The 24,785-nt window shown below is 60.2% G+C and carries 21 protein-coding genes; 4 read left to right on the forward strand and 17 right to left on the reverse strand.

The annotated features are described in order from the left end of the window. Positions 1 to 113: 113 nt before the first annotated feature. The gene (locus ACUTQW_RS13340; protein ID WP_145917140.1) at positions 114 to 1,148 is read left to right on the forward strand and encodes a LacI family DNA-binding transcriptional regulator; all 1,035 of its coding nucleotides are present in this window, start codon (positions 114 to 116) and stop codon (positions 1,146 to 1,148) included. Here ACUTQW_RS13340 and ACUTQW_RS13345 read toward each other — a convergent pair. After that, the gene (locus tag ACUTQW_RS13345; RefSeq protein WP_064798635.1) at positions 1,145 to 1,912 is read right to left on the reverse strand and encodes an AraC family transcriptional regulator; all 768 of its coding nucleotides are present in this window, start codon (positions 1,910 to 1,912) and stop codon (positions 1,145 to 1,147) included. The genes ACUTQW_RS13340 and ACUTQW_RS13345 overlap by 4 nt on opposite strands. Before the next feature lie 104 nt (positions 1,913 to 2,016). On the opposite strand from ACUTQW_RS13345, the gene ACUTQW_RS13350 reads away from it, so the two are divergent. Next, entirely contained in the window at positions 2,017 to 3,186 is a 1,170-nt protein-coding gene (locus ACUTQW_RS13350) for an MFS transporter (RefSeq protein WP_064798636.1), read from the forward strand. A 236-nt stretch (positions 3,187 to 3,422) separates the two neighbouring features. Here ACUTQW_RS13350 and yjiA read toward each other — a convergent pair whose 3' ends face one another. From yjiA to ACUTQW_RS13370, 4 genes are all read right to left on the reverse strand, one after another. Then, a complete protein-coding gene (yjiA, locus tag ACUTQW_RS13355; RefSeq protein WP_235196037.1) occupies positions 3,423 to 4,385 on the reverse strand; it encodes a GTPase in 963 nt (320 codons plus the stop codon). A gap of 22 nt (positions 4,386 to 4,407) precedes the next feature. Beyond that, positions 4,408 to 4,611: a YbdD/YjiX family protein gene (locus ACUTQW_RS13360; RefSeq protein ID WP_004953088.1), complete on the reverse strand. Its 204-nt coding sequence runs from the start codon at positions 4,609 to 4,611 to the stop codon at positions 4,408 to 4,410. A 191-nt stretch (positions 4,612 to 4,802) separates the two neighbouring features. Next, a complete protein-coding gene (locus ACUTQW_RS13365; RefSeq protein ID WP_013811350.1) occupies positions 4,803 to 6,983 on the reverse strand; it encodes a carbon starvation CstA family protein in 2,181 nt (726 codons plus the stop codon). Between the two features lie 279 nt (positions 6,984 to 7,262). Further along, on the reverse strand, positions 7,263 to 8,462 hold the full coding sequence (locus ACUTQW_RS13370) for a serine hydrolase domain-containing protein (protein ID WP_261149931.1): 1,200 nt from the start codon (positions 8,460 to 8,462) through the stop codon (positions 7,263 to 7,265). Between the two features lie 312 nt (positions 8,463 to 8,774). Between ACUTQW_RS13370 and sfnG the strand changes: the two genes are divergently transcribed. Further along, on the forward strand, positions 8,775 to 9,866 hold the full coding sequence (sfnG, locus tag ACUTQW_RS13375; RefSeq protein WP_445654875.1) for a dimethylsulfone monooxygenase SfnG: 1,092 nt from the start codon (positions 8,775 to 8,777) through the stop codon (positions 9,864 to 9,866). A gap of 1 nt (position 9,867) precedes the next feature. On the opposite strand, the gene ACUTQW_RS13380 is transcribed toward sfnG, so the two are convergent. Genes ACUTQW_RS13380 through ACUTQW_RS13390 form a run of 3 tightly spaced genes read right to left on the reverse strand, consistent with a single transcriptional unit; the run spans position 9,868 to position 12,560 of the window. Next, on the reverse strand, positions 9,868 to 10,569 hold the full coding sequence (locus tag ACUTQW_RS13380) for a trehalose-6-phosphate synthase (RefSeq protein ID WP_006323392.1): 702 nt from the start codon (positions 10,567 to 10,569) through the stop codon (positions 9,868 to 9,870). Positions 10,570 to 10,583: 14 nt separating this feature from the next. Then, the gene (locus ACUTQW_RS13385) at positions 10,584 to 11,123 is read right to left on the reverse strand and encodes a GNAT family N-acetyltransferase (protein ID WP_006323393.1); all 540 of its coding nucleotides are present in this window, start codon (positions 11,121 to 11,123) and stop codon (positions 10,584 to 10,586) included. A 57-nt stretch (positions 11,124 to 11,180) separates the two neighbouring features. Further along, a complete protein-coding gene (locus ACUTQW_RS13390) occupies positions 11,181 to 12,560 on the reverse strand; it encodes a glutamine synthetase family protein (RefSeq protein WP_062791011.1) in 1,380 nt (459 codons plus the stop codon). A gap of 255 nt (positions 12,561 to 12,815) precedes the next feature. On the opposite strand from ACUTQW_RS13390, the gene ACUTQW_RS13395 reads away from it, so the two are divergent. Continuing rightward, complete coding sequence (locus ACUTQW_RS13395; RefSeq protein WP_006323395.1) at positions 12,816 to 13,130, forward strand: hypothetical protein; 315 nt, start codon at positions 12,816 to 12,818, stop codon at positions 13,128 to 13,130. A gap of 31 nt (positions 13,131 to 13,161) precedes the next feature. On the opposite strand, the gene yncE is transcribed toward ACUTQW_RS13395, so the two are convergent. From yncE to ACUTQW_RS13440, 9 genes are all read right to left on the reverse strand, one after another. Further along, entirely contained in the window at positions 13,162 to 14,238 is a 1,077-nt protein-coding gene (yncE, locus tag ACUTQW_RS13400) for a 7-bladed beta-propeller protein YncE (protein WP_037432124.1), read from the reverse strand. Between the two features lie 285 nt (positions 14,239 to 14,523). Next, a complete protein-coding gene (locus tag ACUTQW_RS13405; RefSeq protein WP_231106865.1) occupies positions 14,524 to 15,747 on the reverse strand; it encodes a Bcr/CflA family efflux MFS transporter in 1,224 nt (407 codons plus the stop codon). Positions 15,748 to 15,791: 44 nt separating this feature from the next. Next, complete coding sequence (locus ACUTQW_RS13410; protein ID WP_020438389.1) at positions 15,792 to 17,015, reverse strand: cytochrome P450; 1,224 nt, start codon at positions 17,013 to 17,015, stop codon at positions 15,792 to 15,794. 14 nt (positions 17,016 to 17,029) lie between these two features. Further along, complete coding sequence (locus ACUTQW_RS13415; RefSeq protein WP_202291518.1) at positions 17,030 to 17,287, reverse strand: acyl carrier protein; 258 nt, start codon at positions 17,285 to 17,287, stop codon at positions 17,030 to 17,032. Positions 17,288 to 17,333: 46 nt separating this feature from the next. Further along, positions 17,334 to 17,885 (reverse strand): NADPH-dependent FMN reductase, encoded by a 552-nt coding sequence (locus ACUTQW_RS13420; protein WP_235196039.1) that lies wholly within the window; start codon positions 17,883 to 17,885, stop codon positions 17,334 to 17,336. Between the two features lie 4 nt (positions 17,886 to 17,889). After that, positions 17,890 to 19,590, reverse strand: coding sequence for an acyl-CoA dehydrogenase (locus ACUTQW_RS13425; RefSeq protein ID WP_006323401.1), 1,701 nt, complete (start codon positions 19,588 to 19,590; stop codon positions 17,890 to 17,892). Next, positions 19,580 to 21,322 (reverse strand): acyl-CoA dehydrogenase family protein, encoded by a 1,743-nt coding sequence (locus tag ACUTQW_RS13430; RefSeq protein WP_041417522.1) that lies wholly within the window; start codon positions 21,320 to 21,322, stop codon positions 19,580 to 19,582. The genes ACUTQW_RS13425 and ACUTQW_RS13430 overlap by 11 nt, the downstream gene beginning before the upstream one ends. Next, entirely contained in the window at positions 21,319 to 23,073 is a 1,755-nt protein-coding gene (locus ACUTQW_RS13435; protein ID WP_235196040.1) for a fatty acyl-AMP ligase, read from the reverse strand. Before ACUTQW_RS13435 ends, ACUTQW_RS13430 begins: the two co-directional genes overlap by 4 nt. Next, positions 23,070 to 24,773 (reverse strand): thioester reductase domain-containing protein, encoded by a 1,704-nt coding sequence (locus tag ACUTQW_RS13440; protein ID WP_231106864.1) that lies wholly within the window; start codon positions 24,771 to 24,773, stop codon positions 23,070 to 23,072. Before ACUTQW_RS13440 ends, ACUTQW_RS13435 begins: the two co-directional genes overlap by 4 nt. Between the last annotated feature and the right edge of the window lie 12 nt (positions 24,774 to 24,785).

Here is a 24,785-nt window from a genome sequence, read left to right on the forward strand (position 1 = left end):
GAAGCTGGTCACTTTTAGATCAAGAGCGCTTGCGCCGGCGGGCGTGAAAACATTTCAAACGGGGGGCGTCTTGGGTAGACTGCGCTCATCCAATGGATTTTGACGGCGCACAGATGGCAACAATACTTGAGGTGGCTAAAAAGGCCGGCGTTTCTAAGGCGACGGTGTCCCGCGTGTTGTCCGGCAGCGGCTATGTCAGCCCGGAGAAGCGCGAGCTGGTGGATAAAGCCATCGCCGAGACGGGTTATCGGCCCAACCTGCTGGCGCGCAATCTGGCGACGAAAACCACCCAGACCATCGGGCTGGTGGTCACCAACACGCTGTACAGCGGTAACTACTTCAGCGAGCTGATGTCCCAGTCCGCCCGCATCATGGAAGAAAACGGCCGTCAGCTGATCCTGGCGGACGGCAAGCACACCGCAGAAGAAGAAAAGGCCGCCATTCAATTCCTGCTGGATCTGCGCTGCGACGGGGTGATCATCTACCCGCGTTTTCTCTCTATCGCGCAAATGGACGAGATCATCTCCCAACACCAACAGCCGATCCTGGTCATCAACCGCCGCTTGAGGCTGAACGACAGCTACTGCATTTTCAGCGATCAGCACGCCACCAGTGCCGCGGCGGTGGCGCACCTCATCCAACTGGGGCATCGCGATATCGCGTTCATCACCGGCTCGCTGGATTCTCCCACCGGGCTGGAGCGGCTCTCCGGCTATAAAGCCGCGCTGGCGGAACAGGGTATCGCCGTCAATAGCGCCCTGATTGTCGAAGGGAAGTGGAATGCGCAAAGCGGCATGGCGGCGGTCGATGCGCTGCTGGCCGGCGGCCACGCGTTCAGCGCCATCGTCGCCAGCAACGACGAAATGGCCATCGGCGCCATGAAGCGGCTGGCGGAATGCCAAATCCCGGTGCCGTCCGCCGTGTCGGTGATCGGGTTCGACGATATCCCGCTGGCGCCTTACACCATTCCCTCGCTCTCCAGCATGAAAATGCCGGTGACTGAGATGATTAAGGAAACCATCAACCGCCTGGTGTCGATGCTGGACGGCGGCGAGCTGAGCAAACGCCCGACCTTCCCCGCGAGCCTGATCCTGCGCGATTCGGTGGCGGCGGGGCCGTATTTGTCGGCAGAGAAGACGTGCCGTTAACGGCGGATCAGCATATAGGCGCGCGGCGAGCTGCCGGTCATATTTTTAAAGAAGGTTGAGAAGGCGCTGTCGCTGGAGAATTCAAGCTTACCGGCGATATCCGACAGGCCGTATCCCTCCGCCAGCAGCTCGATGGCTTTGATCAAACGCCATTGTTGGCGCCACTGCTGGTAGCTCAATCCGGTCTCCTTGCGAAAGATGCGGCTGATGGTTTTCTCCGAAGCGCCGCTGTAGCGCGCCAGCTCATTGAGCGGCGGCACCTCCTCCATGCCGGCCAGTTGCCGTAAGCGGCGGTCCTTGGGCAGCGGCAATAAGGTCGGTTCGCGCTGCGCATGCCGTATTTCGTCCAGGCATACGGCAAGAATATTGGCGCTGGGGCCGCTTTCCCACTGGGTGGCAAAGTCGGCGAGGGCGATCCGCTCCAGCACTTCCCGCAGCAAAGAAGAGGCCGACAGCACTTCCAGATGGGGCGAAAGGCCGGGGTAGCGCAGGTTGTCGAGATAAACCGAGCGATAGCCCGCCACGCCGGTAACCTGAACGCGGTGCACCACCTTTGGTGGGATCCAGGCAATGCGTGCCGGCGGCAGGAGGCAAATGCTTTCATTGAGCGTGATGCGCATACAGCCCCGTTGGCTGAACAGCAACTGCCCCATGTGGTGCCAGTGCGGCCCGGAATCATGCTGCGCCAGCTCGGCCGCAATGCCTAACACGCTATTGTTGATCGCATCGGGATCAAATTCGTCCTGTGCGCTGAGCCATGCCATAAGTGTGTCCGATTTTATAATTTTTTTGTCTTTTATATTGTAATGGTCAGGATGGGGAAGGTGCTACTTTGTGGCCTACTTTCTTTTTGGAGACGGGATGTATCATGCAACGCGGACTGACCCTCACCCTGGCGACACTGATGATGATGTTTCCCCAGATTGTGGAAACGATCTATAGCCCGGCGCTCACGCACATTGCCGACGGTTTTCACGTCGGCGCGGAGGTCGCGGCGCAAACCCTGTCCTGTTACTTTTTCGCTTTTGCATTCGGGGTCGTCGTTTGGGGCCGTTTGTGTGACGTGATCGGCCGGCGCCCCACCATTTTGGCCGGTTTGGCGCTGTATCTGCTGGCGTCGATCATCGCCATCTTCAGTACTGGCTTTACCCTGCTGTTGGCGGCCAGGGTGCTGGCGGCGTTTGGCGCGGCGGTGGGCTCCGTAGGCACTCAGACCGCCATTCGCGACCGGTTCGACGGCTATGAGCTGGCGCGGGTGTTTTCCGTGATGGGGATTGCGATGGCGGTCAGCCCCGCGGTGGGGGTGCTGAGCGGCGCCCTGTTGACCCATTACTGGGGCTATCAGGGGGTGTTCGCCGGGCTGGCGGCGTTGGCCGCCTTGCTGCTGGCCTATGCCGCATGGCAGTTGCCGGAAACGCGCCCGGCGCAGGTGGTGAAAAGTTCTTTCTTCGGCACGTTTGGCCGCATGGCGAAAGACGGCGATATCTGGCGCAGCGCATGGCTGGTGGCTCTGTTCAACGTCTGCATGTTCAGCTATTACCAACTGGCGCCGTTTCGGTTTGAAGCGCTGGGCATTCCGCCGCAGTGGTTTGGTTATACCGGGTTGGTGCTGGCCGCCGGCGTAGGGATCGGCGCGGCCATCAACAAGTTTCTCATCGCCAAACAGTGGCTGTTTACGCCGTTGCTGATACTGGCCTGCGTATTGGCGCTGATCGGCGGCGGCCTGGTGTTCCTGTTGGAGGATAAGCTGTGGTTCGTGCTGCCGATGATGCTGGTGGTGATGGCCTACGGCATCGCGATCCCCAATATTCTGGCGCGGGCGCTGCGGAATTATAAGGATTGCATGGGCACTGCGGGCGCAATCCTTGGCCTGATGTATTACCTGATGCTGGCGGCGGGGCTGGTGCTGGCCGGGTTGGCGCAGCGGCCGGGCATCGTGCTGATGGCGAGCAGCGCCTGCGCGCTGCTGCTGGTGTGGACCGTGGTGCGCGGCGAACGCACCGCCACATTGGGTAAACGCCATAGCGAGCAGGCGTAACCTTCGGGTAAGCATGGGTTCGCCAGCTGTTAATTGACGAAAGCAGAATGACTGCGGGGTGATTAACTGAGTTTACTACCGCTACACCCTAAGCTTGAGGCAGGTGGGCGCCATTGCAGGTTAGCCGCCCCTTGAGCGCAGGGGTTCACGGCGTGTCGGCGTTCTGTATGGCTCCCGCCTGTGGCACTATCAGGCGCAGTTCATTAGGTTGCACCCATTAATGCGGTTTTTCACTCTCAACCCAACGCCGCAAACCGTCCCCGAATCTCCTCCTCCGGCAAATCCACGCCAATAAACACCAGCGTACTGCGCCGTTCTTCCTCTGGCAGCCACTCGCGGTCCCAGTCGGCGTTATACAGCCGTTGCACGCCCTGGAACAGCAGCCGGCGCGGTTCGCCCCTGATCGACAAAATGCCCTTGTAGCGCAGCAGGCTGTCGGCGTATTCCAGCAGCAGGCCTTCCATCACTTCAGAAATCTGCATCAGTTCCAGCGGCTGGTCGTGGTACACCACGATCGACCGAATGTTGTTCTGCGGCTGCGGAATGCGGCGGAACAGCGGGGCGGGCGGCGTCAGGCTCAGCCTGTCGTTGAGCGTAAAACCTTCGATGCCGAACAGCAGGCTCAGGTCGATATCGCCGTGCGTCACGGTGTAAACCGGCGCGCGGGCGTTCATCAGTTGCAGGCGTTGGATCAGCGCCTCGCAGTCCGGCGCTACGTCGGTTTTGGTCAGCAGAATGCGGTCGGCGTAGCCCACCTGTGCCTGCGCGATGCTGAACTGGTTCAGTTGTTGGTCGGCGTGCGCGGCGTCCACCAGCGTGATGATGCCGTCCAGCAGGAAACGTTCGCAAATGAGCTCGTGCGAGAAAAAGGTCTGGGTGATCGGGCCGGGGTCGGCCATGCCGGTGCATTCGATGATCAGCCGGTCGAATTCCAACTGGCCGCCGTCTACGCCGTCCAGCAGGTCCAGCAGCGCGTCAGCCAGCTCGTTGGCTTTGCTGCAGCAGATGCAGCCGTTGCTCAGGGTGGTGATGCGGCTGGCGCGGTCGCCAATCAGCGCGTTGTCGATCGGCACTTCGCCGAATTCGTTTTCGATAACCGCAATCTTGTAGCCGTGGTCGGCGTTCAGAATATGGCGCAGCAGGGTGGTTTTGCCTGCGCCCAAAAAGCCGGTCAAAATGGTGACGGCGATGGGTTTCATGTCGGGTCCTTATTGACTCAAATCAGCAGCAGCGCATGCCGCCTTTGCCGTCGCCGCCGTAGCGGGCCTGCTGGCGTTCGCGGAAAAACTCTTTATAGGTCATCACCGGCTTGTCCGGGTGGTTGTCTTTCATGTGCTGGACGTAGGTATCGTAATCGGGCACGCCCACCAACATGCGCGCCGCCTGCCCGAGATATTTCCCCGCCTGGCCGAGATTTCCGAACATGGCCTTCTCCCAAAAAAATTACCCTGCGTACCCGTCGTCTTTCGAACCGCAACGGTGTTGGCTGCACTCACGAACCTCAGTCACTTACCTGTGTAAGCTCCTGAGGGTCGCTCATTTGCCGCCTTGCTGCGGCCCGAAATCCATTGGGTACTACTTAACTTTCATTATGCAGGGTATCCGTTAAATCACCATCAGTGCTGCGGCGAAACTTTGACGTCCCCCTCAGTTACGCCGTGGGATGGCGCTTCTTCGGGCACCGGCACGTACGGCGTTTCCTGGTCGCTGCGGTTCGGGTTTTTATACGCCGCCATCGCGGTTTTCACCCCGTAGAAGATGATGCTGTACACCACCAGCAAGAACAGAATGCTCAGCCCGGCGTTGGTGTAGTTGTTCACCACGATATGCTGCATGTTCGCCACCTGTTGGGCGCTCAGCTCGGCACCGCCCTCGGCGATTTTGCGTTTGTACTCGCCGGCCTGGAAGAAGAAGCCTTCCAGTTGCGGGTTGTCGCTAAACAGCTTCAGGCCCAGCGCATAGGTGGTGCAGATCAGCAGCCACACCGCCGGCAGCACGGTGACCCAAATGTATTGAGTGCGCTTCATCTTGATCAGCACCACGGTGCCCAACACCAGCGCCACGGCCGCCAGCATCTGGTTGGAGATGCCGAACAGCGGCCACAGGCTCTTCACGCCGCCGAGCGGATCGACCACCCCCTGGTACAGCAGGTAGCCCCACAGCCCCACGCAGCCGGCGGTGCCGACGATACCGGCCACCAGCGAGTCGGTTTTTTTCAGGAAGGGCGCAAAGTTGCCCAGCAAGTCCTGCAGCATAAAGCGGCCGGAACGGGTGCCGGCGTCCAGCGCGGTCAGGATAAACAGCGCCTCGAACAGAATGCCGAAGTGATACCAGAAGCCCATATTGGCGCCAGGGATGATCTGGTGGAACACGTGGGCGATGCCCACCGCCAGCGTTGGCGCGCCACCGGCGCGGTTCAACACCGAAGGTTCGCCGATGTCCTTGGCGGTTTGCAGGATCTGCTCCGGGCTGATGACGAAGCCCCATGAGCTGACGGTTGCCGCCGCGTGGGCGGTCACGTCTTTGAGCGACGCCATGATCATCGGCGCGTCTTCGGTGCCCAAACGGTGCAGGTCCGGCATGGTGATGCCCAATGCCGCCGGTGGGGTGTTCATGGCGAAGTACAGGCCCGGTTCGATGATCGACGCCGCCACCAGCGCCATGATGGCGACGAAGGATTCCATCAACATCGCGCCGTAACCGATAAAGCGCGCGTCTTTTTCATTGGCCAGCAGCTTCGGCGTGGTGCCGGATGCGATCAACGCATGGAAGCCGGAAACCGCGCCGCAGGCAATGGTGATGAACAGGAACGGGAACACCGAGCCTTTCCACACCGGGCCGGTGCCGTCGACAAACTGCGTCACCGCCGGCATTTTCAGCTCGGGGTTGAGGATCACGATGCCAATTGCCAGCCCGACAATCACGCCAATCTTCAAGAAGGTGGCCAGATAATCGCGCGGCGCCAGGATCAGCCACACCGGCAGCAGGGCGGAGACGAACGCATAGCCAATCAGCGTGAAGGTGATGGTGGTGTCTTTAAAGGTCAGTGCCGGGCCCCAGTACGGGTCCTGGGCGATCACGCCGCCGAACCAGATGGACGCCACCAGCAGCACAATGCCAATCACCGACACTTCACCCACCCGGCCGGGGCGCAGGAAGCGCATGTAAATGCCCATAAACAGCGCGATCGGCACGGTGGCGCAGACGGTGAACACGCCCCACGGGCTTTCCGCCAGGGCTTTCACCACGATCAGGGCCAGCACCGCCAGGATGATGATCATAATTAGGAAGCAGCCGAACAGCGCGATGGTGCCCGGTACCGGGCCCATTTCCTTTTTGATGATCTCGCCGAGCGAAGCGCCATTGCGGCGCGAGGAGATGAACAGCACCATAAAGTCCTGCACCGCCCCCGCCAGCACCACGCCGCCCAGCAGCCACAGCGTGCCGGGCAGGTAACCGACCTGCGCCGCCAGCACCGGGCCGACCAGCGGGCCTGCGCCGGCAATGGCGGCGAAGTGGTGGCCGAACAGCACGTTCTTGTTGGTCGGCACGTAGTTCAGGCCGTCGTTGTTGACCACCGCCGGGGTGGCGCGGAAGGCGTCCAGCTTCATCACCTTGGTGGCGATATACAGGCTGTAATACCGGTACGCCACCAGATACACCGCCACCGACGCGACGATGATCCACAGCGCACTGATGTTTTCGCCACGGCGCAGCGCAACCACGCCCAGGCAGGATGCACCGAGTATCCCCAGTAGCATCCACGGAATGTGTTTTAAAATCCCCTCTCGGTTCATGAGGTGTCCTTAATATTCTAATCTGCAAAAAAAATGAGTGAGTTAATCCGCTTATAAGATGTTTCAGGCGCGTGGCCCGGGTGCGAATAACGGTGGAGCCGTAGGTTTGGCAACAGCTCATCATCAAGGGTCTGGAGAGGGGAAGACATGTGAATTTCAGTCAGCGGTTCCCTGCGCTGGGTGAACGGTTGAAATGGGCAGGTGAGCGGTTGGGGCCGTGTTCGGGGTGAACGGCATCGAGCGCAGCCGATGCCGTATGCAGCAGCTTAATGGGTTGAGTCAAACGGGGGGCGTTTCCTCGCCGCTCATTATCGCCATCACTTTTTTGGCGAGCCAGGTGGCAAGAGTGGTGCCATTCACCGTCAACCCCTTAACGTTCACCATTACGCTAACCCCGGCAGGAGAAGCGATTTGCCCGGGGGCGTCGCTGGCTATCAGCAACAGATAGCTGTTGGCGCCCGCCAAGTCGCCATCCTTATAGAGCATTGCCGGTGACAGAGCAGATGCCGGGGTCATGAACCATCCCATGCACAGCTGTGACGTACCGGCGGTGACGCCGGTTGTGGGCGTATGGAGTTTTTGCAGCAGGGCATTGCTCTTCGGCAGGTTCTTATTCAGGCCCAGATTAAACCTCAGCCATTGCAGCATATCCCGTGGCGAGGTCATCACGCCGCCACCGCCGTAATAGGCGTCGAAGTTGTGGGAACTGGGCGATGCGAGCTCGTAGGTGCCGTCATTGCCATTGTCGCCCGCGCTATAGGTATAGCAACGAGGGAGCATTTTCGGTGCAGCGGGCGGTTGAGACTCGGTAGAAGAAGTACCCTTGATATAGGGTGGGGTGTACTGCGAGTCGTTCATCTCCAATGGATGAAAAATCCAATGGGTGATGAGCTGCGCAAATTTGGCATGGCCGATTTTTTCGGCCAGCAACCAGCCCAGCAAAGAGAAAGCCAGATTCGAGTAGGTATAACGCTCCGTGGTTCCTTCGGGTTCAAAGGGATTGCCGCGCAGGAACCCGAACATCTCGTCAACTTCATAAGGAACCGGAAAAGGCGTCGGCTGGGTGCCGGATCCCGGCACATTATCGGCCGGAAAACCCGAGGTGTAATTCACCAGGCTGCGCAGGGGAATATCAAGATAATTGCTGCCGAGGGTGGAAGGACGCACGATATCCCCGACGGTGGTGTCGTCATCAATCATGTCTTTTTGCAGCGCCATGGCGTAGGCGGTGGCGGTAAAGGTCTTGCTGCAGGACGCTATTTTAAACAGCACGTCATCGGTGAATGCGATGGAATGGTTATCCCAATCGCGCAGATTGCCGTACCGGTAAATCCCACCTGCGCCGGGGAGATCGCCGCCGTCCCAGCAGATGGCAATCCCCACCCCATCTGGGAAAGGCTCGGTTTGGGCGGCGCTGGCTTGTTGGAGCAATTGATCCAGTTGGTCGGTGGTCGGCGGGCGATAGCTATGGTCTGGCATGGCGCTGTCCTCTATCAACACGCCGGAAGGGGCGTTCAATCAAGATAGCTTATATTTCGTACAGCTGTGGAGAGCGTCGCTCGCTGCTGCATGGGCAACACTCACCCGACAGCCGCTGCTGCCAATGCAACAGGCTCCGTTTTACTTATCTCGCTAACCTTTTATTTTTCAATTAGATCGAATGATCAGGCGGTTGGCATGCATCCTGCTAATCGGTTTATAACCAAATTGCGTGATTAAATATCTATAAATTAATAATGGTTATATAAACACCGCATAACGGCACCGACATTCAGAAAAAGGAGAGGAAGCATGTCCAAATCGAACGAGCAGCAGCCCATCCAGTTTGCCTACTGGGTGCCGAACGTCTCCGGTGGGCTGGTGATCAGCAACATCCCGCAGCGTACCGGCTGGGATATCGGCTACAACCGCAAGCTGGCGCAAATCGCCGAGCGCGCCGGTTTTGACTACGCGCTGACCCAGATCCGCTTCACCGCCGGTTACGGGGCGGATAATCAGCATGAATCGGTAGCGTTCTCGCAGGCGCTGCTGGATTCCACCTCAAGGCTTAAGGTGATCGCCGCGCTGCTGCCGGGGCCGTGGAACCCCACGCTGGCGGCCAAGCAGATCGCCACCATCAGCCACCTGTCCGATGCGCGCATTGCGGTCAATATCGTCAGCGGCTGGTTCCGCGGCGAGTTCAAGGCCATCGGCGAGCCCTGGCTGGATCACGAGGAGCGCTACCTGCGTTCGGAAGAGTTTATCCGCTGCCTGCGCGGCATCTGGACCGAACCCAGCTTCACCTTCGCCGGCGATTTTTATCGCTACCGCGATTACTCGCTCAAACCCAAACCGCTGGATCCGCTGCCGGAGATTTTCCAGGGCGGCAGCTCGCGGGCGGCGCGCGACATGGCGGCGCGGGTGTCGGACTGGTATTTCACCAACGGCAACAGCGTCGAGGGCATCAAGCAGCAGGTGGACGATCTCCAGACCAAGGCGACGGCCAACCATCACCGCGTGAAGGTCGGGGTGAACGGTTTTGTCATTGCGCGCGATACCGAGCAGGCGGCGCAGGCGGTGTTGCAGGAGATCATCGACAACGCCAATCCGGCGGCGGTGAAAGGCTTCGAGCATGAGGTGAAGAACGCCGGGGCGGCTTCGCCGGAGGGCGAAGGCAACTGGGCCAAATCCAGCTTCGAGGATCTGGTGCAGTACAACGACGGCTTTAAAACCAACCTGATCGGCACCCCGCAGCAGATCGCCGAGCGCATCATCGCGCTGAAAGAGGCCGGGGTAAGCCTGATGCTGCTGGCGTTCCTGCATTTCCAGGAAGAGGTGGAGTTCTTCGGCAGAGAAGTGATCCCGCTGGTGCGTGAACTGGAACGCCAGCGGGCGGCAGCCTGAATCAGTAAATCTTTCTGGCGTTGATCCCGGCCGGGAAGAGGCCGGTGGCGAAGATGTGCCCGTTAACCTGCAACTGGTCGTCGGGCAGCATCTCCAGCGGGTATTCGTTGGCCAGATAGCTGAGGAAGTTATTGCGGTCATCGAGCGTCTGAAAGCCGATCAGATCGTAGAAAAACAGCGACTCGATTAACCCGCGGTGCTCGGGGATCTGCCTGAGCAGCGCCGCCGACGGGAACGGCAGGTGGAAGAAGAACGCGCACGGGTTCAGCAATCCCTGTTCCTTCAGCGCCTGGCCGCAGGGCAGCAACTGGTAATCATCGATGCAGATGATGTCGCTTGGGCAAACATACTCGCAGGCGATGTCGGCGAAGTGCAGGTTGAGCTGCCGGTAAGCCCGGTAATTCTCCGGCGTGAAATGCGCTTTCTCCGGCTGGTTGTGGAACACCGGCCACAGCCCATCGTGATAATAGCCCTGATAGTGGCGGCAAAACTCGTCGACAGACAGCGGGAAAGTCACCTGTTCATAACCGGCATTGTGCCGATAGCAAACCGGGCGCTCGCCAAAGTTCTGCACATCGCCGTTCCAGCCCAGCCACAATCCCCGATCCGCCTCATTTGCGCCGTCGGGCGAAAGGGCCTGCGTGGCGCAGGCCAGATCCTTGCTGTCACACTGCTTGTTCGAGATCAAAACCAAACGGGACATGGTGTTTTCCTTACTCAGTGCACAGACTGGGGGATATTGAGTGCGTCGTAGGGCCGATCAATCGTGGGCTGCGTGATGGTCCACACCCTGTCTGGCTGGTTGACCGGTTCATAGCCCACCTTGGCGTACAGCCACGGCGCCTGGCTGGCGTAGAGCATGATACGGTGCAGCCCGCTCATGAGCGGATGTTCCAGGCAACTGTGCATCAGCCATTGCCCCAGCCCGTTGCCGCGGTATTCGGCCGTGATAAACACGTCGCTCAACCAGGCGAAGGTGGCGTGGTCCGTCACCACCCGGGCAAAACCGATCTGACGTTTTTTGCGGTACAGGCCGAAGCACAGACTGTGGCGAATGGCGTGCTCCAGCGTGGCGCGATCGATCCCCTGCGCCCAGTGTGAATGACGGAGAAAGTGATGAATAAAATCGATGTCCAATAGCCGGCGATCGGTGCTGATCATCAATGCACCTTTATGCCAGGTGAATAGCGGCCCATCATTTACTGCGTTCGGCTGATTATTATTGTCGGCTATTACCGACCGAGGTTGATACTTCATCGTCGTCCTCTGTGCATTGCCAATAAATAAGGTCGTCACCGGGGAGAAACCACGGCGTTACAGCATCCAGCTTATTTCCGCTTCGGTGACCTGTTCTTCGAAACGGCGCAATTCGGCGGTTTTGCAGGTGTGCCACAGCGCGGTAAATGCCGGGCCGAGCGTTTCGCGCAGCGGCAGGCTTTGCCGGAACAGCGTTAGCGCTTCTTGCTGGTTAAGCGGCAGCGCCGCCGCATCGTCGTTTTCATACCCGTTGCCGCAGGCCGCCGGGGGCAGCGGCAGTGGGTGCTCCAGCCCGTACAGCATGCCGCTCAGCATCGCCGCCACCGCCAGATAAGGGTTGGCGTCGGCGCCGGCCAACCGGTATTCGATCCGCTGGTTGGCGCTGTCGGCGCAGGGCAGACGCAGCGCCACCGTGCGGTTGTTGTGGCCCCAGGAGGCACGCAGCGGCACGTGCATGCCTGGGCGGAAACGGCGGAACGCATTGATGTTCGGCGCGAATATCGCCATTGAGGCCGGCATCAGCGCCAGCATCCCGGCGATCGCCTGCGTCATGGCGGCACTCAGTTCACCCGGCGTGCCGGCCAACAGGTTGTGGCCCTGTTCATCCTGCAGGCTGATATGAAAATGCAGACCGCTGCCGGCGGCCTGCGCGCAGGGCTTGGCCATAAAGCAGGCGTGCTGGTGGTGTTTTTCCGCCATCTGGCGCGTCAGCCGTTTCAGGGCCAGCACCTGGTCACAGGCTTCCAGCACTCGCGCACTGTGGTGCAGGTTCAACTCATACTGGCCGGAGGCGGCTTCGGCCACGATCCCCGTCAGCGGCAGCGCCTGCAGCCGGGCCTGCTGCTCAATCTCATTGAGCAGCGCATGGTGGCGCTCCGGGGCATCGACAGAAAAACTCTGCGTTGGACAGGGGTTGGCCCCGGCGGGCTGTTGCTGCGGATCGTGCAGATAAAACTCCAGCTCGGCCGCCACCACCGGGTAATAGCCTTTGGCATGCAAGCGCCCTAGCACCTGTTGCAGCACCACGCGCGGTTCCAGCTCGCAGGCGTCGCCATCGGCATTTTGCATCGTCAGCAGCAGTTGAGCATGGCGTTGCGGATCGCGGGCGCAGGGCCGCAGCGTGCCGGGCACCGGCAGGCACAAGCGATCCGGTTCGCCCGCTTGCTGGCCCAGTCCGCTTTCTTCGATCACCCGCCCGCCGAGATCCATGGCGTAAATCGACAACGGGAAATAGCAGCCCTTATCCAGCGAAAACAGTTCGGCAACCGGCAGCCGCTTGCCGCGAAACTGGCCATTCAGATCGTTGAGATAAATATCGACGTGTTCGGTCTGCGGGTAGCGCTGTAAATACTGTTCGACTTCTTTGCGAAACGAGCGCGACCGCGAGGCGGGAATATCCGCCAGCAGAGGGTTGAAACCAATAATATTAGAATACATGGCGGCCCCCGAGCTTAATGAAAAACGCGGGTTCAGTAATAAACAAGGCAGGGTATAAACACATGAGGCATCCGTCTCGTGAGGCCATAGCGGCGATGTAATGATGTTATCCGTGGCCCTGAAAACTGTCTGTAAAAACGCCGTAACTTTATTTCCGCCCAGAATAAAAAAGCTGTAAATAATACGCAGCGGTCCGATGGCTGAATAATAAAAGGCTGCATATACTGCGGAGAATAAAACAAGTCGGAGAGAGCCATGCTCAGAGTCATTATCGTATTTGCCGCCGTTATCACTGCCTTCAACGCGGCAGCTTCGTCCGAAGCGGCCTGGGCCAAGGGTGATAAAGCGATGCAGGCCGCCTGCCTGAAGGCCAGCGGATTGAAAGCGGCCAAAGCCGCCGGGGCGATCATTCATTATGATGACAAAGTCGGCTACTCGGCGCTGTTGATAAGTGGGCGCTACCCGCAGCCGTTTATGAAGAACAAGCAGGGCAAAGAGCTGTGCCTCTACCAGCGGGCGACCCAAAAGGCGGTGGTTCAGGAAGCCGATGGGTTTCTGGGTAAGCCGTAGAGGCGGGGGCGCCGAGCGCCCCCGGTCTTGATTATTTCAATGCGATACGAATCACGTCATCCGGTGCCGTGGCTTCTTTTTCGCGGCTGGAAGCCTGTTTAACGCTGACGTACAGCGTCTGGCCATCCGGTGACAGCGCCAGGCTGTTCGGGTGGGTCGGCGTCTTGAGGGTGTTCAGCAGCTTGTAACTTTTGGCGTCAATTACACTCACTTCGCCCGCCTTGCGGTGGGTCACGTAAACTTCATTGCGCGCCGGGTTGAACAGCACCGCCAGCGATTCCGGCACCTCGATTTTGCTCAGGACAGTGCCGTCGCGGGTATCGACAACCAACACCTGCGCCTGTTTGGAGTCGGTGATAAAGGCGCGGTGGGTGGCCGGATCCAGGCTGAGGTTCAAGAAGAAGTGCTCTTTGGCTTCATCCAGTTTTTTGCGGGTGAGCACCTTGTTGGTTTTGGTGTCGATAGTCACCAGCTCGCCGTCGGCGTTGGTCACATACAGGCGGCCGGCTGCGGCGTCCAGCGCCAGGCCGGTGCCGTATTTGCCGGTATCGGTGATGGTGGTGCGCAGGGTGAGATCTTTACCGTCCACCACCCAGACCACGCTGGATTCGCCCAGCCCGGTAATGTACAGCGTGTCTGTCGCGGCGTCGGCCACCAGCTCACGCGGCGCCAGCGGTTTTACCGTCTCGGTGCGTTGGCGGGCATCCAGCACCAGGCGGCCTTTCACTTCGCCGGTCTTGGCGTCGATAGCGGTCACCGAGTTGTTTACCGTGTTGCCGAAGAACAGCGTATCGGTCTTGCCGTTAATCGCGGCGCCGAAAGGTTTGATGTCGTTGTGGATCACCTGGGTGATATCCAGCGTCTTGGGATCCAGCCGATAAACCACGCCGCCCTTGTCCAGCTTACGGCTTTGCGAGGTCGCCAGATACAGCGCGTTTTCGCCCTGGCTGTACACCATCTCGTAAGCGCCTTTACCTACCGGTTTACGCAGCAGATCAGGTTCGCCCTGGGCCAGCAACGGGGTGGAAAACAGCATTGACGTGAGCAACAGCAGCGGGAAGGTGGCGCGTGCGCCAAAGCGGCGGCTGGTGGTGGTTGCAGAATTCATAACCTCTCCATGGAGTTAAAAAAGCCTATCGCCACAGGGCGGTTGCCCTGGAGCCAGGAACGCTCAACATTGAATAAAGGGAACATCCGGCCGGTCGCGTCGTGGCGCGCCGATCCTGTATTTGCGAATAATAATCATTATTCATGGCGGAGGGGAGCTATTTCGGCAGGGGGTGGGGGGAAAATCACAATGTGGAGGATGGCGCTGCGTTTTCCCGCCGCTGGGCGGGATGGCGATAAACAACCGGCGCCAGAAGCGAGGCACCGGTTTTCCCGTAACGTTATCTCAAGAGCCGTCGGCGCTGTAGGAGACGCGACTGTCGGCTTGCGCATGTCGGCCCCACAGCAATGCCAGCCCCATCAACGCCGAGAACAGCAAAATGGTCGCCGTCATGGCCGTCACCATACCGAGTGGGCCGGCGAGCAGCGAAGCGACGCTGATGGAGATAAACGCGACGGTGGTCACCATAAAACCGATCGAACTGGCGCAAGCGCCGGCTCGGTCGGCGAAACACTTGATTAAAAACGCCGAGCCGGTCGGCACCAAAAAGCCGTTGCCGAAGGTGATCAACGAAAAGGGAACGATGATTTTCCAGGCCGCCGATACGGAGAAAAAGAGTGGCGTGAGGAACAGCAGCAACGCGCCGGCCATGCCGAAACAGATGCCGACTTTCATGCTGCCCGCGTCGCCCAATTTGGCATACTGGCGTTTGGCCACCTCGGTCCCGGCAATAAAGGTCAGCGCGATCGGCAGATACATCAGCCCAATGGCGTCGGCGGAATAACCGATGCCCGTCAGGATAAACGGCAGCATGGTCAGAAATACCAGGTACAGCGTGATGCCGCAGGCAATGGCGCAGGCATGCCCGATAAAAAATCGGCTGGACAGGAACGAGCCGTAACTCTTCAAAACCCGGGTGGCGGAAAACGCCGTACGGTTGGCGGGCGCCAGCGATTCCCGGTAGCCGAACAGCGTCCAGGCCAGCAGCAGAACGGTCAGCGCCAGCAGCAGGCCAAACACCATCTTCCAGCCGAAGTAGGCCGTCACATAGCCGCCGATCAACGGCGCCAGCGCCGGCGAAAGCCCGCCCAGCGCCATCATCAGGGTGAACAGCTTTTGCACGTCGTTACCGTCGAACAAATCGACGATCATCGGTTGCCACAGGACATAGGCGGCGCAGACGCCAAGGGATTGCAGCAGGCGACAAAACAGGAAGAATTCGATCGAGCGGGCGTAAATGCAGCCCAGGGTGCCCGCTAAAAACAGCAGCAGCCCGATAAACAGCGGCGCTTTGCGGCCAAGCTGATCGGAGATGGCACCGTAGAACAGCTGGCCGATCGAGAATCCCGCCATGTAGATGCTCAGCGATAAGCCGACGGTGCCTGCATCAGTTTGATAAAACTGCTGAATGTTCGCGAGTGCCGGCAGGTAAAGGTCGGAAGCGAACAGCCCGATAGTGGACAGCAACGCGGCGTAAATTAAAAACAAAACTTTCCTGGTACCTTGCATGGTAGCCCCATCATTGAGTTGAATTTTCGGAGAATCGTTGCGCATCAGGCCGGTTGCCAGCTCACCGGCAGCGCTTTCAGGCCATACAGCACCATTTCATCGCGGTAGGTCAGCGTCTCTTGCGGTACGGCTATCGCCAGGCTGGGGATGCGGGTGAAAATGGCGTGGAAGGCAATGGTCAGTTCGGCGCGGGCGAAATGCATGCCCAGGCATTTGTGAATGCCGTGGCCGAAGCCTAACTGGGTCTTTTCTCTCCGGTGAAGGTTGAAGACGTCGGGTTGCTCGAATATCTCCTCATCGCGATTGGCGGAGCTCAGCATGATCAGCACGCCTTCGCCGGCCTTGATCTGCTGGCCGCCAATCTCGGTATCCTCCAGCGCCGCTCGCGGCAGGCCCGCGTGATTGATGGTCAGATAGCGCACCAGCTCATAGACCAAATCGTTGCCCAGATCGATATCGGCGAGAAACGCCTGCAACTGGGCGGGATTGTTCAGCAAGGTCACCACGCCCAGCCCCATGGCCAACGCCATGGTGTCGTAAGCGCTCAGCAGCAGCAGCGCGGCCAGGCCGACAATCTCTTCATGGCTGGGTTGGTGCTCCTGCTGGGCCTTATGGATCAGCCTGCCGAGCAGATCATCGCCCGGCGCGCGCTCCTTTTCGGTCACGATACGATCGAAATAACCCATCAGCTCAATCGCCGCCTGTTCGGCCAATTCGGGAGGGCTGCTGCGATCCAACACGGTATCGGTCCTGCTTTGCACAAAAGGGTGATCCTCAACCGGCGTGCCCAGCAGTTCGCAAATGATCTTGGCGGAAGCGGGGATGGCAAAGGCTTTGACGAAGTCTACCGGCGGCTGCATGGACAGCAGCTCATCGAGCTGGCGCTGAATGATGGCTGTCATTTGCGGTTTGAGTTTTTCCACATGCGCGTTGAGAAATTCTTCCGTGACGGCTTTGCGCAAACGCGTATGGTCGGGTGCATCAAGTTGCAGGAAGAAACCCGGCGGTGGCGGCACTTCGCCGGAGATATACGTCGGGAAGCCCGCGGATCGTGGATCAGAGCTTAACCGTTTGTCGCTCAAGGCTTTTTTGACATCCTGGTGGCGAGTCACCAGCCAGGCGAAATCCCCGCGCGGGGTTTTCACCCGAACCACCGGGCATTCCTGGCGGATAAAGCGGTACTCTTCCGGCGGATTGAACGGGCAGGTGCGCCGGGTGGGCAGGCATTCAAGGTGTGGCGTGGCGTTAGCGTCGCTGGATAACATCATCGTATTCCCCCGGCTCAGGCCGCGTTTTTATTGATTTCGGTTTCAAGGAAAGCGCGTAGCTGCCCGACCGAGGGATTATCCCAAATGGCGGTGGGATCCAGCTCCAGGCCGTAGCGATCTTCGATCTCGCCGATCATGGTCAGCGTGAACACGGAATCCATGCCGTAATCGGAAAAGTTTTTATCTTCTTCAATCTCGGCGGGCGTGAGACGGCAGTAGGCGGCGACGCGCTCAACAAGCCATTGTTCAAGTTCGTTTTGTACTGAGGCCATTTTGTTTTCCTTGCGTGTTTTTTCTGCCGACGTCGGCAATGTCGTTTCAGTGCGATTCAGATAGCGCGAGTTCAATGTTGCGCCACAGGTCTTTCAGACGTGGGCCGATTTCGGGGTGATCGACCAACCTTTGTTCATCCGCTTCCGGCAAGACATAAGGTGCGGCGAGGGTGGCGCAGGGGCTGCAACTTTCAATCAGGCGACAGCCCATAATCTGCAGCGTTTCCGCCAGCTGTGCCTGCGCCAGCTCCGCGCGCACCGAAATGTTGGGAAAAGCCAACGGCTTGTCCACCAGCTCGCCGCTGCCGACGATCCAGTCCAAAGCATTCTTCACCACGCCGGTCACGCCATGCGCGTATTCCGGGCTGGCCAACAGCACCAGATCGGCCTGCGCCAGCGCGGATTGCCAATGGGCGACGGCCGGATTGTCCTGATTTTCATGGTCCGCGTTGAATAAGGGGATGGCGTCCAGGTGCGAGTAAATCTCGAATTGCACGCTGGCGGGGCTCACCTGCGCCATGGCGCGTAAAAACAGGCTGTTCAGCGACGCGGCGCGCAGGCTGCCGGAAATGCCCAAAATACGAAATTTGTGTGCCATAAAATTATTCCTCCCAACCCTGTAGCGGGTATTGCATTAAGTCGAAACTGACGCGCCGGCGGTAATCGTCGAACAGGCGCTGACAGACATAGTCGGCTTCCGATTCATCCAGGCCTTCGTCCGGGGCGATTTGCAGATGAACCAGTTGGCGTTTGACCATCAATTGCGTCAACGCCAGCGGCAGTTTCTCTGCCGCCGTCTGATGCCATTGCAGGCAAGCGGCGATGGCGAGCAAACCGGCGTACAGCGTGCTTAGCTGATAGTGACCGGCCGGCGCGGTGGCGGAAATGTCTCGCGGATCCAGCGTTTGCAACTTGTCCAGCAGCCGCTCTCTGGCCGCCAATACCTGTGTCGCCAATACAGCGCCCAGCAGCGGCGCAGTGTGGAGCAGCGAATCCAGCAGCGGATCGCGCCCCGTCGGCGCCACCTGCAGCCGGTTGAAATCTATCGGCTCGTCGATTGGCGCGTCCGAGGCGAGCGTCGGTGAAAGCCGGGCCGCTTCCGGCGTGGCGGCGTTTTTGCGCGCCAGCATGAACAGCAACGGCAGCAGCGTGAGCTGGCAGGCCGGGCGGCCTACGTGTGCGAATCCGGCGGGTTTGATGTCTCTGAGCAGCTTTTGGAACAGGCCGAATTCGCTTTCCGTGAGGTAAAAACTGGCACCCAGATGGTCGGCCAGACGGTTCATGGCGCCGATCAGCAGTTTGGGTACCACAATTTTGATCGACGGCGCATACAGGCAGCAAAATTCAGGATGAACATGCAGCGCCCGGGCACCCAGTCTGCTGAATGCGTCCGCCAGCAGCAGATCGAGCAACGCGAGGCTCAATACCTGGCGCGCCGAGGGAAAATCGGCCAGACGGTGGCCATACAGCTGCCGTTGCAGGCTGAAACGCGTGGCCAACCGCAGGCCGGAGTCCAGCACGCCGACAAACATGCCGGGGAGCAGCGTGCGGGTGACCTGAAACGACCGCAACGTGGTTTCCAGCGCCTTGCCTTCCGCCCCCAGCAGCAATTCGTCGTCGGCCGCGGCGGGCAGGCGGGTACGATCGAAACGTACGCCGCCCAACTGTACGCCGCGCATCCCCACGCTGCTGTGGCGCGGCAGTTCCTGCAAGGCGCCGTCCGGCAGTTGCGACTTCACTATCAATATTTGGGTATGGCTGCGGCTACCGGGCTGTGGCGAGGTGCGGGCGAAGGCCACGAAAACGCTGCTGCGGGCAATGTTGGAAGTGACCTGTTTTTCGCCCTCCAGCACCCAGCGGCCGTCTTGCCTGTCGGCGGAAAATTCCACGGCGGACAGATCGTTACCGTGCTCCGGCTCATAGTAGGAGCAGGCCACTTTTTCATTGCGATGCAGCGCCTGGGCAACGGTGCGCTGCTGCGTGGGCGAACCGACCGCCCAAATGTTGCAGCACGCGATAAAGCTGCTGCCGGCATAACCCAATCCCAGGCACGGATCCTTGCGATAGAGCACCCTGAACAGATCCATCAGCGCGTCCAGCCCGCGCCATTGGCCGCCCATCGCTTGCGGGATCAGGCAGCGGTTGAATCCGGCCTCGTCGAGCCGGGCTTCGCCCTCCGCCCACAACGCGCAGGCGGCGTCGGCCGTCAGTACCGCGTTGGTCCAGGCGGCGTAGCCGTCGCAACCGGCTGGCGTCAGCTGTCTTTCAAGCATGTCGACGGTAAGAAGATGTTCAGCGTTCATGGTCAGTTCCCTGCTGCAGAATGGCGTCGGCTGACGTGAAGGGACGATCGGCAAAAGACGCTTTCAGCGCTTGCCAGGCGACGTGCGGCTCCGCGGTTTCCGGCAGCCCCAATTGGCGGGCGACAAGCGTCAGGCACAGCGGCAACCAGTGCCGGCATCGGAGCGTGGATGGCGCCGGGTTGTTCAGCCAAAACAGCAGGCAGCTTGCGGCGATGAATAGGCTTTCATAACGCTGCAGGCCCAGCAGCGTTTGCTGAGGCACTTGTGGGTAAACCACGGGGGCGGACGCCAGGTCATCGATAACCCGATGGCTTGCCTGCAGCAGAGCGTCCAGCAGCCCGGCGAGATCCTGCGCCGCCACCTGCCCGGCATGTTGTTGTTGCGCGCGGGCAATCATGGCCGGCAAGGCCTGAACCAGAGAACAGCCGCTGCGGGAGTAAATCGTCAGGGCGTTCAACGGCAGCTCAGCCGGCGTGGGGGAATGCCGGTTTCCCAGCCGGTCCAGCGCGGCGCTGTCGCTTGCGCCACGGCGGTATTGCCGGATTAGGGTCGGCAACTGCGGTGCCAGGGACGAGCGGCTGACCAAGGTGCTGCCATCGAAAATGGGCACGATTTGATGGTCGCGGATCAACTTTTGAAAAGCGCCGTCGGCAAATAAATCGCTGACGAAGCCCCGCGCACCCATCTGTTCTTCCAGCAGGCTCAATTGGTGCGCGGCCAATGACGGGATAGCGGCTTTGGCCAGCGCGGAGACGACGCTCATTTCCTGCGGCAGATAACTGGCGTGGCGGGCGGCTGTCCACGCGGTGATTTCCAGCATCCAGGAGACAACCTGAGATTCCGCCAACAGCGTCTGTACCGTATCCAGTTCCGACAGCCGGCGGCCATATAAGCGGTGGTGTTGAACCAGCCCGGTGGTCAGCCGCAGCCCGGCGTCGAGTGCGCCGACCGATAACCCGCAGCAGGCGGTGCGGGTCAGTTGCAGGGCGCGCAGGGTGATCTCCAGCCCCTGGCCCGGCTCACCGACCAGCGCGTCATCGGGCAGTTCGGCATCCTGCCACTGCTGCCCGCTGATATCCGCGCCGCGAATGCCGTAGGTGCTGACCTTGGGCAGATTGCGCCAGCTCGTGGCGGGCAGATGGCGCTTGTCCAGCAGCAAAACGCTCATGCCGCGTGCGCCGGCGAGTTCGTCGGTTCGGGCCAGCAGGGTGATGATATTGCCGCGCGTGGCGTTATTGATCAGCCACTTCTCCCCCTGAAGACGCCACCCTTGCGCATGCTTGACCGCCGTGGTTCGGGTTGCCATTAAATCGGCGCCGCGCCCGCGCTCGGTCAGGCCCCATGCCAGGGCTTCATCGGCCAGCAATGCGCGGCGAATCTGTTCGACTTGCCGTGCGTTACCGGCCAGCCAGACGCTGACCGCGCCCAGGAAGGATTTACCGTGGCCGATGGCGACGGTGAGATCCAGCGCCGCCAAGGCTCGCCACAGCGTGCTGATCTGTTCCAGCCCCGTCAGGCGGCCCCGGTGTTGAGAGGGCAGGTAGAGCAGGGCAGCGCCTTGCTGATTCAACCAGTCCACGGCCTCCTGAGGGAAGGTGGCATCGCGATCGTGTTGCATCAGTCGCGCGCTTTCAAAGGCCCGTTCAGCCTGTTCGCGCCAGTGCGCGTAAGCTTCGGCGGTCAGCGGCGCATCGCGGGTGGCCTGCAGCGTTTGCAGCAGCAAATCCATCATTCGGCCCTCTCGACGCGGCTTTCATCCTGGCCGGCAATGCGTTCGCGGACGGCGGCGGCAAGCCATTGATGGCGGGTGCGCAATGTCTGGCTGAGAAAGCGTTGTTTCATGGCGGTGCGCTGTATTTTGCCGCTGGTGGTGCGGCTGACTTCGCCGGGCGGCACCAGGATCACGCCGGCCAGCGGCGCGCCCCATTCGCGCTGCACCCAGCCCTGAATGTCTGCCGAAAGCTGCTCCAGCTCATGGTCGTCAAAGGAACCCGGCAATTCGTGGCACACCACCAACGCCTCTTGCTCAGTATCCAGCGCTACGCCGAACACCGCGCCGTATCGGCCCGCCAGCACGTCGAAATGGCGTCGCAGATCGTGCTCGATGTCCTGTGGATAGAGGTTTTTTCCGTGGGTGATAATCACTTCTTTGATCCGCGCCGTGACGTGGATTTCGCCCTGTTGCAGAAAGCCCACGTCGCCGGTGCGCAGGTAAGGGCCCTGGCCGCAAGCGGTATAGGCGGCGAAGGTGTCGCGGGTTGCCTGCGGGTTGTTCCAATACCCCTTGGCCACGCTGCCGCCTTGCAGCCAGATTTCACCGAGTTCCCCTTCGGCCAGCGGCTGGCACGTTGTCGGATCGATAATCCGCAGGTCGTAGTGGCGCGCGCAACCGCAACTGACCGACAGTTTCTGCGGGCCGCCGGCCTGTTGGCTATCCGGCAGGCTGATGATCTGCGGCGGACGCGGCGTGCTGCCGGAAATGAACACCGTACATTCCGCCATGCCATAGCAGGGTTGCATGGCGCTGGGGTTGAAACCGGCGGCGGCGAAACCGTCGATAAACGCCTGAATGGTGCTGGCCTGCACGGGCTCGGAACCGTTGATCAGGTAACGCAGCGACGAGAGATTCAGCGTCGGCCGTTGTTCGGCGGCTATGCGTCGGCAACAGAGTTCAAAAGCAAAGTTAGGGGCGCAGGTATGATTGATACTGAAGCGTTCAATCATTTGCAGCCAGTGCAGCGGCCGTTTCAGGAACTGCGTCGGGGTCATCATGTAGCAACTGCTGCCGAGGAACAGCGCGGGCAGCAGTTGCGCCATCAGCCCCATGTCGTGATATTGCGGGATCCAACCGCCGAAACGCGTGTCATCCGCATAACCCAGCGTTTGCTGGAAACTGTTGACGTTATGCACCAGGTTGGCGTGGGTCAGCATCACCCCTTTGGGGTTGCCGGTGGAGCCGGAAGTATATTGCAACAGCGCCAGATCGTCGAGATTGACCTCAGACGCGTCGGATTTGAAGGCAGGGGCTTCATTTTGCACGGCGATCGGCAACTGATCGCAGGCGATGGCCGCCTGTTCCAGCCAGTCGCGGATCGCGCCTTCATCGCCGGGGGCATACAGCAGGGCGACGATTCCGGCGTCATGCATGATATTGGTCAGCCGTTGACGCTGATGCTGATACTGGGTTGGCAGTGGCGCAGGCACGGCGATCATTCGCGCATACATACAGGCCAGGAAACCGATCGCAAAATATTCGCTGACCGACGACGGCAGTAAAATGCGGCTGTTCGGCGCATAGGTCGCCCGCAGTTCCGCCGCCAGATGCAGAGCCGAATGGCGCAACTGGCGGTAATTGACCTGACGGTTTTTTTCGTCATGGTGCGGGTGATTCACCATCATCAGCGCCAGCGCTTCGGGAGTGACGGCGGCATGGTGATCCACCGCCGCTTGCAGGGTCGGAAAACGAGGGGGATTCAGCATCATGACTGGCATCCTTTGCTAGCGGTGTAAGCCATATCCGGCGTTGGGATAAAGCCGATCGCGATGAAATAGTCGAGATAACGATTCAACAGGCTCTGATCCAACGGCTGGGCGGAAATGCCGCTGCCTTCCAGCGCCTGAAGCAGATTGCGATAGTCATAGTGCGGCAGGCTGCCTTCGTCGCCGGCGTCTTTCGACGGCGCCTCTTCACCAAACAGCGAGAAGAATTTGCCGAGGGCGTTTTGCTCGCCGGCTTCAAGCGCGGCGGCCAGGCGCTGATACCACTCGGGGTAGCTCACCGCATCAATCCTGTAGCCCCGTTGGCGCAGCATACCGAGGAGATCGCGCCAATGTAGCGGCGCTGACTGCGTCAGATGGTAAATCCGATGCTCTCCGGCGCCGGAAAGGGCGATATGCGCCACGCTCTGCGCGCAGAAGTCCACCGGTGAGATGTCCAGCATCACGTCAAACGGCAGCTCCGTCTGCAGTTGAATGCAGCTTTTGATGGCGGCGTTGAGGTAGGTGTCCGTCGAACAGGCGCCGTTGGTTTGCGCGCCGGTGATCTGGCCGGGGCGATAAATGCGGCAAGGCAGGCCGCGTTCGCCGGCCAGGGTGATCAAGCGTTCGGAAACCCACTTGGTTTGACGGTATCCTCCCGCCAGGCCGTTGGGGTGCAAGAGCGGTTCCTCGCGGAAATGGTGCTCGCCCGGCTGGCCGGGAAACACCGACAGCGAAGAGATGTAATGCAGCGGTTTTACCCGCACTTGCCCCGCCAGACGCAGCACCTCGAGGGTGCCGAGCACGTTGGTGGGTTTTAACTGGCGATAAGGCATGGCGTAGCTGGAGATCGCCGCGTTATGCACGATCATCTCGACGTCCTGGCACAGTTGCCGCCAGGTGGGTTTGTCTACGCCGAGATAAGGCTTGCCCACGTCTCCCGGTACGCCGACGATGCGCGCCCGATCGCCCGGGCGTTGCAGGCCGTACTGTTGCAAGTTGTTCAGGATGCGTTCCACCGCTTGCTGCGGGTTTGCCGAACGCACGACGACCCACAGCATCGCCTGTGAACGATCCAGAAACTCCCGCAACAGGAAGGCGCCGGTATACCCGGTGCCGCCGGTGAGCAGGATATGGCGAAAACCGCTGTCGACGGCGGGCAAGGCCCCTGGCTGGGCGCCAATGTCGGCCGGCAGTTGGGCTTCGGCGCAGAGCTCTTCGTCGCTGAGGTTTTGCAGACCGGCGGAGGCGGTGCGGTGTTTGCCTTTGATATAAGCGGAGAGCGCGGCAATGGTCGGGTTTTTGAACACGTAGCGCAGGCTGACGGCGGTATCCAACTCCCGACGTACCCTGGAGACCATCTGCACCACCGACAGCGAATCGCCGCCGAGTTCAAAAAAGCTGTCTTCAATGCCGACCTGCGACACTGACAGCACGTCCTGCCAGATGCGGGCGATTTTCTCTTCGTTCAGGTTACGGGGGGCGACATACGCCTGCTGACTGCGCTCTTGCTTTAACGGGGCCGGCAGTTGCTTGCGGTCGATTTTCCCATTCGGCAGTTTCGGCAAGGTCTGCATCACCACAACGTGGGCCGGTATCATGGCTTCCGGTAACTCTCCGCGCACAAAGTCGCGCAGTTGCCGGGCCAGCTCAGCGTTGCGTTCCTGCGCCAGCGGGTTGTTGGAAAGTGCGGTGGATGAGTTCATTGCGTTATTTTT

It is taken from the genome of Serratia sp. TSA_7, assembly GCF_052692135.1.

Excerpts from the sequence above, each read along its gene's own strand:
- ACUTQW_RS13430 (WP_041417522.1), bottom strand. The coding sequence starts at position 21,322 with ATGATGGATTTGCTGCTGCAAACGCTGCAGGCCACCCGCGATGCGCCG.
- ACUTQW_RS13395 (WP_006323395.1), top strand. The coding sequence starts at position 12,816 with ATGCTCAGAGTCATTATCGTATTTGCCGCCGTTATCACTGCCTTCAAC.
- ACUTQW_RS13385 (WP_006323393.1), bottom strand. The coding sequence starts at position 11,123 with ATGAAGTATCAACCTCGGTCGGTAATAGCCGACAATAATAATCAGCCG.
- ACUTQW_RS13425 (WP_006323401.1), bottom strand. The coding sequence starts at position 19,590 with ATGAACGCTGAACATCTTCTTACCGTCGACATGCTTGAAAGACAGCTG.
- ACUTQW_RS13415 (WP_202291518.1), bottom strand. The coding sequence starts at position 17,287 with ATGGCCTCAGTACAAAACGAACTTGAACAATGGCTTGTTGAGCGCGTC.
- ACUTQW_RS13370 (WP_261149931.1), bottom strand. The coding sequence starts at position 8,462 with ATGCCAGACCATAGCTATCGCCCGCCGACCACCGACCAACTGGATCAA.
- yncE (WP_037432124.1), bottom strand. The coding sequence starts at position 14,238 with ATGAATTCTGCAACCACCACCAGCCGCCGCTTTGGCGCACGCGCCACC.
- ACUTQW_RS13410 (WP_020438389.1), bottom strand. The coding sequence starts at position 17,015 with ATGATGTTATCCAGCGACGCTAACGCCACGCCACACCTTGAATGCCTG.
- yjiA (WP_235196037.1), bottom strand. The coding sequence starts at position 4,385 with ATGAAACCCATCGCCGTCACCATTTTGACCGGCTTTTTGGGCGCAGGC.
- ACUTQW_RS13360 (WP_004953088.1), bottom strand. The coding sequence starts at position 4,611 with ATGTTCGGAAATCTCGGCCAGGCGGGGAAATATCTCGGGCAGGCGGCG.
- ACUTQW_RS13380 (WP_006323392.1), bottom strand. The coding sequence starts at position 10,569 with ATGTCCCGTTTGGTTTTGATCTCGAACAAGCAGTGTGACAGCAAGGAT.
- sfnG (WP_445654875.1), top strand. The coding sequence starts at position 8,775 with ATGTCCAAATCGAACGAGCAGCAGCCCATCCAGTTTGCCTACTGGGTG.
- ACUTQW_RS13390 (WP_062791011.1), bottom strand. The coding sequence starts at position 12,560 with ATGTATTCTAATATTATTGGTTTCAACCCTCTGCTGGCGGATATTCCC.
- ACUTQW_RS13345 (WP_064798635.1), bottom strand. The coding sequence starts at position 1,912 with ATGGCATGGCTCAGCGCACAGGACGAATTTGATCCCGATGCGATCAAC.
- ACUTQW_RS13350 (WP_064798636.1), top strand. The coding sequence starts at position 2,017 with ATGCAACGCGGACTGACCCTCACCCTGGCGACACTGATGATGATGTTT.
- ACUTQW_RS13340 (WP_145917140.1), top strand. The coding sequence starts at position 114 with ATGGCAACAATACTTGAGGTGGCTAAAAAGGCCGGCGTTTCTAAGGCG.
- ACUTQW_RS13365 (WP_013811350.1), bottom strand. The coding sequence starts at position 6,983 with ATGAACCGAGAGGGGATTTTAAAACACATTCCGTGGATGCTACTGGGG.
- ACUTQW_RS13440 (WP_231106864.1), bottom strand. The coding sequence starts at position 24,773 with ATGAACTCATCCACCGCACTTTCCAACAACCCGCTGGCGCAGGAACGC.
- ACUTQW_RS13435 (WP_235196040.1), bottom strand. The coding sequence starts at position 23,073 with ATGATGCTGAATCCCCCTCGTTTTCCGACCCTGCAAGCGGCGGTGGAT.
- ACUTQW_RS13405 (WP_231106865.1), bottom strand. The coding sequence starts at position 15,747 with ATGCAAGGTACCAGGAAAGTTTTGTTTTTAATTTACGCCGCGTTGCTG.
- ACUTQW_RS13420 (WP_235196039.1), bottom strand. The coding sequence starts at position 17,885 with ATGGCACACAAATTTCGTATTTTGGGCATTTCCGGCAGCCTGCGCGCC.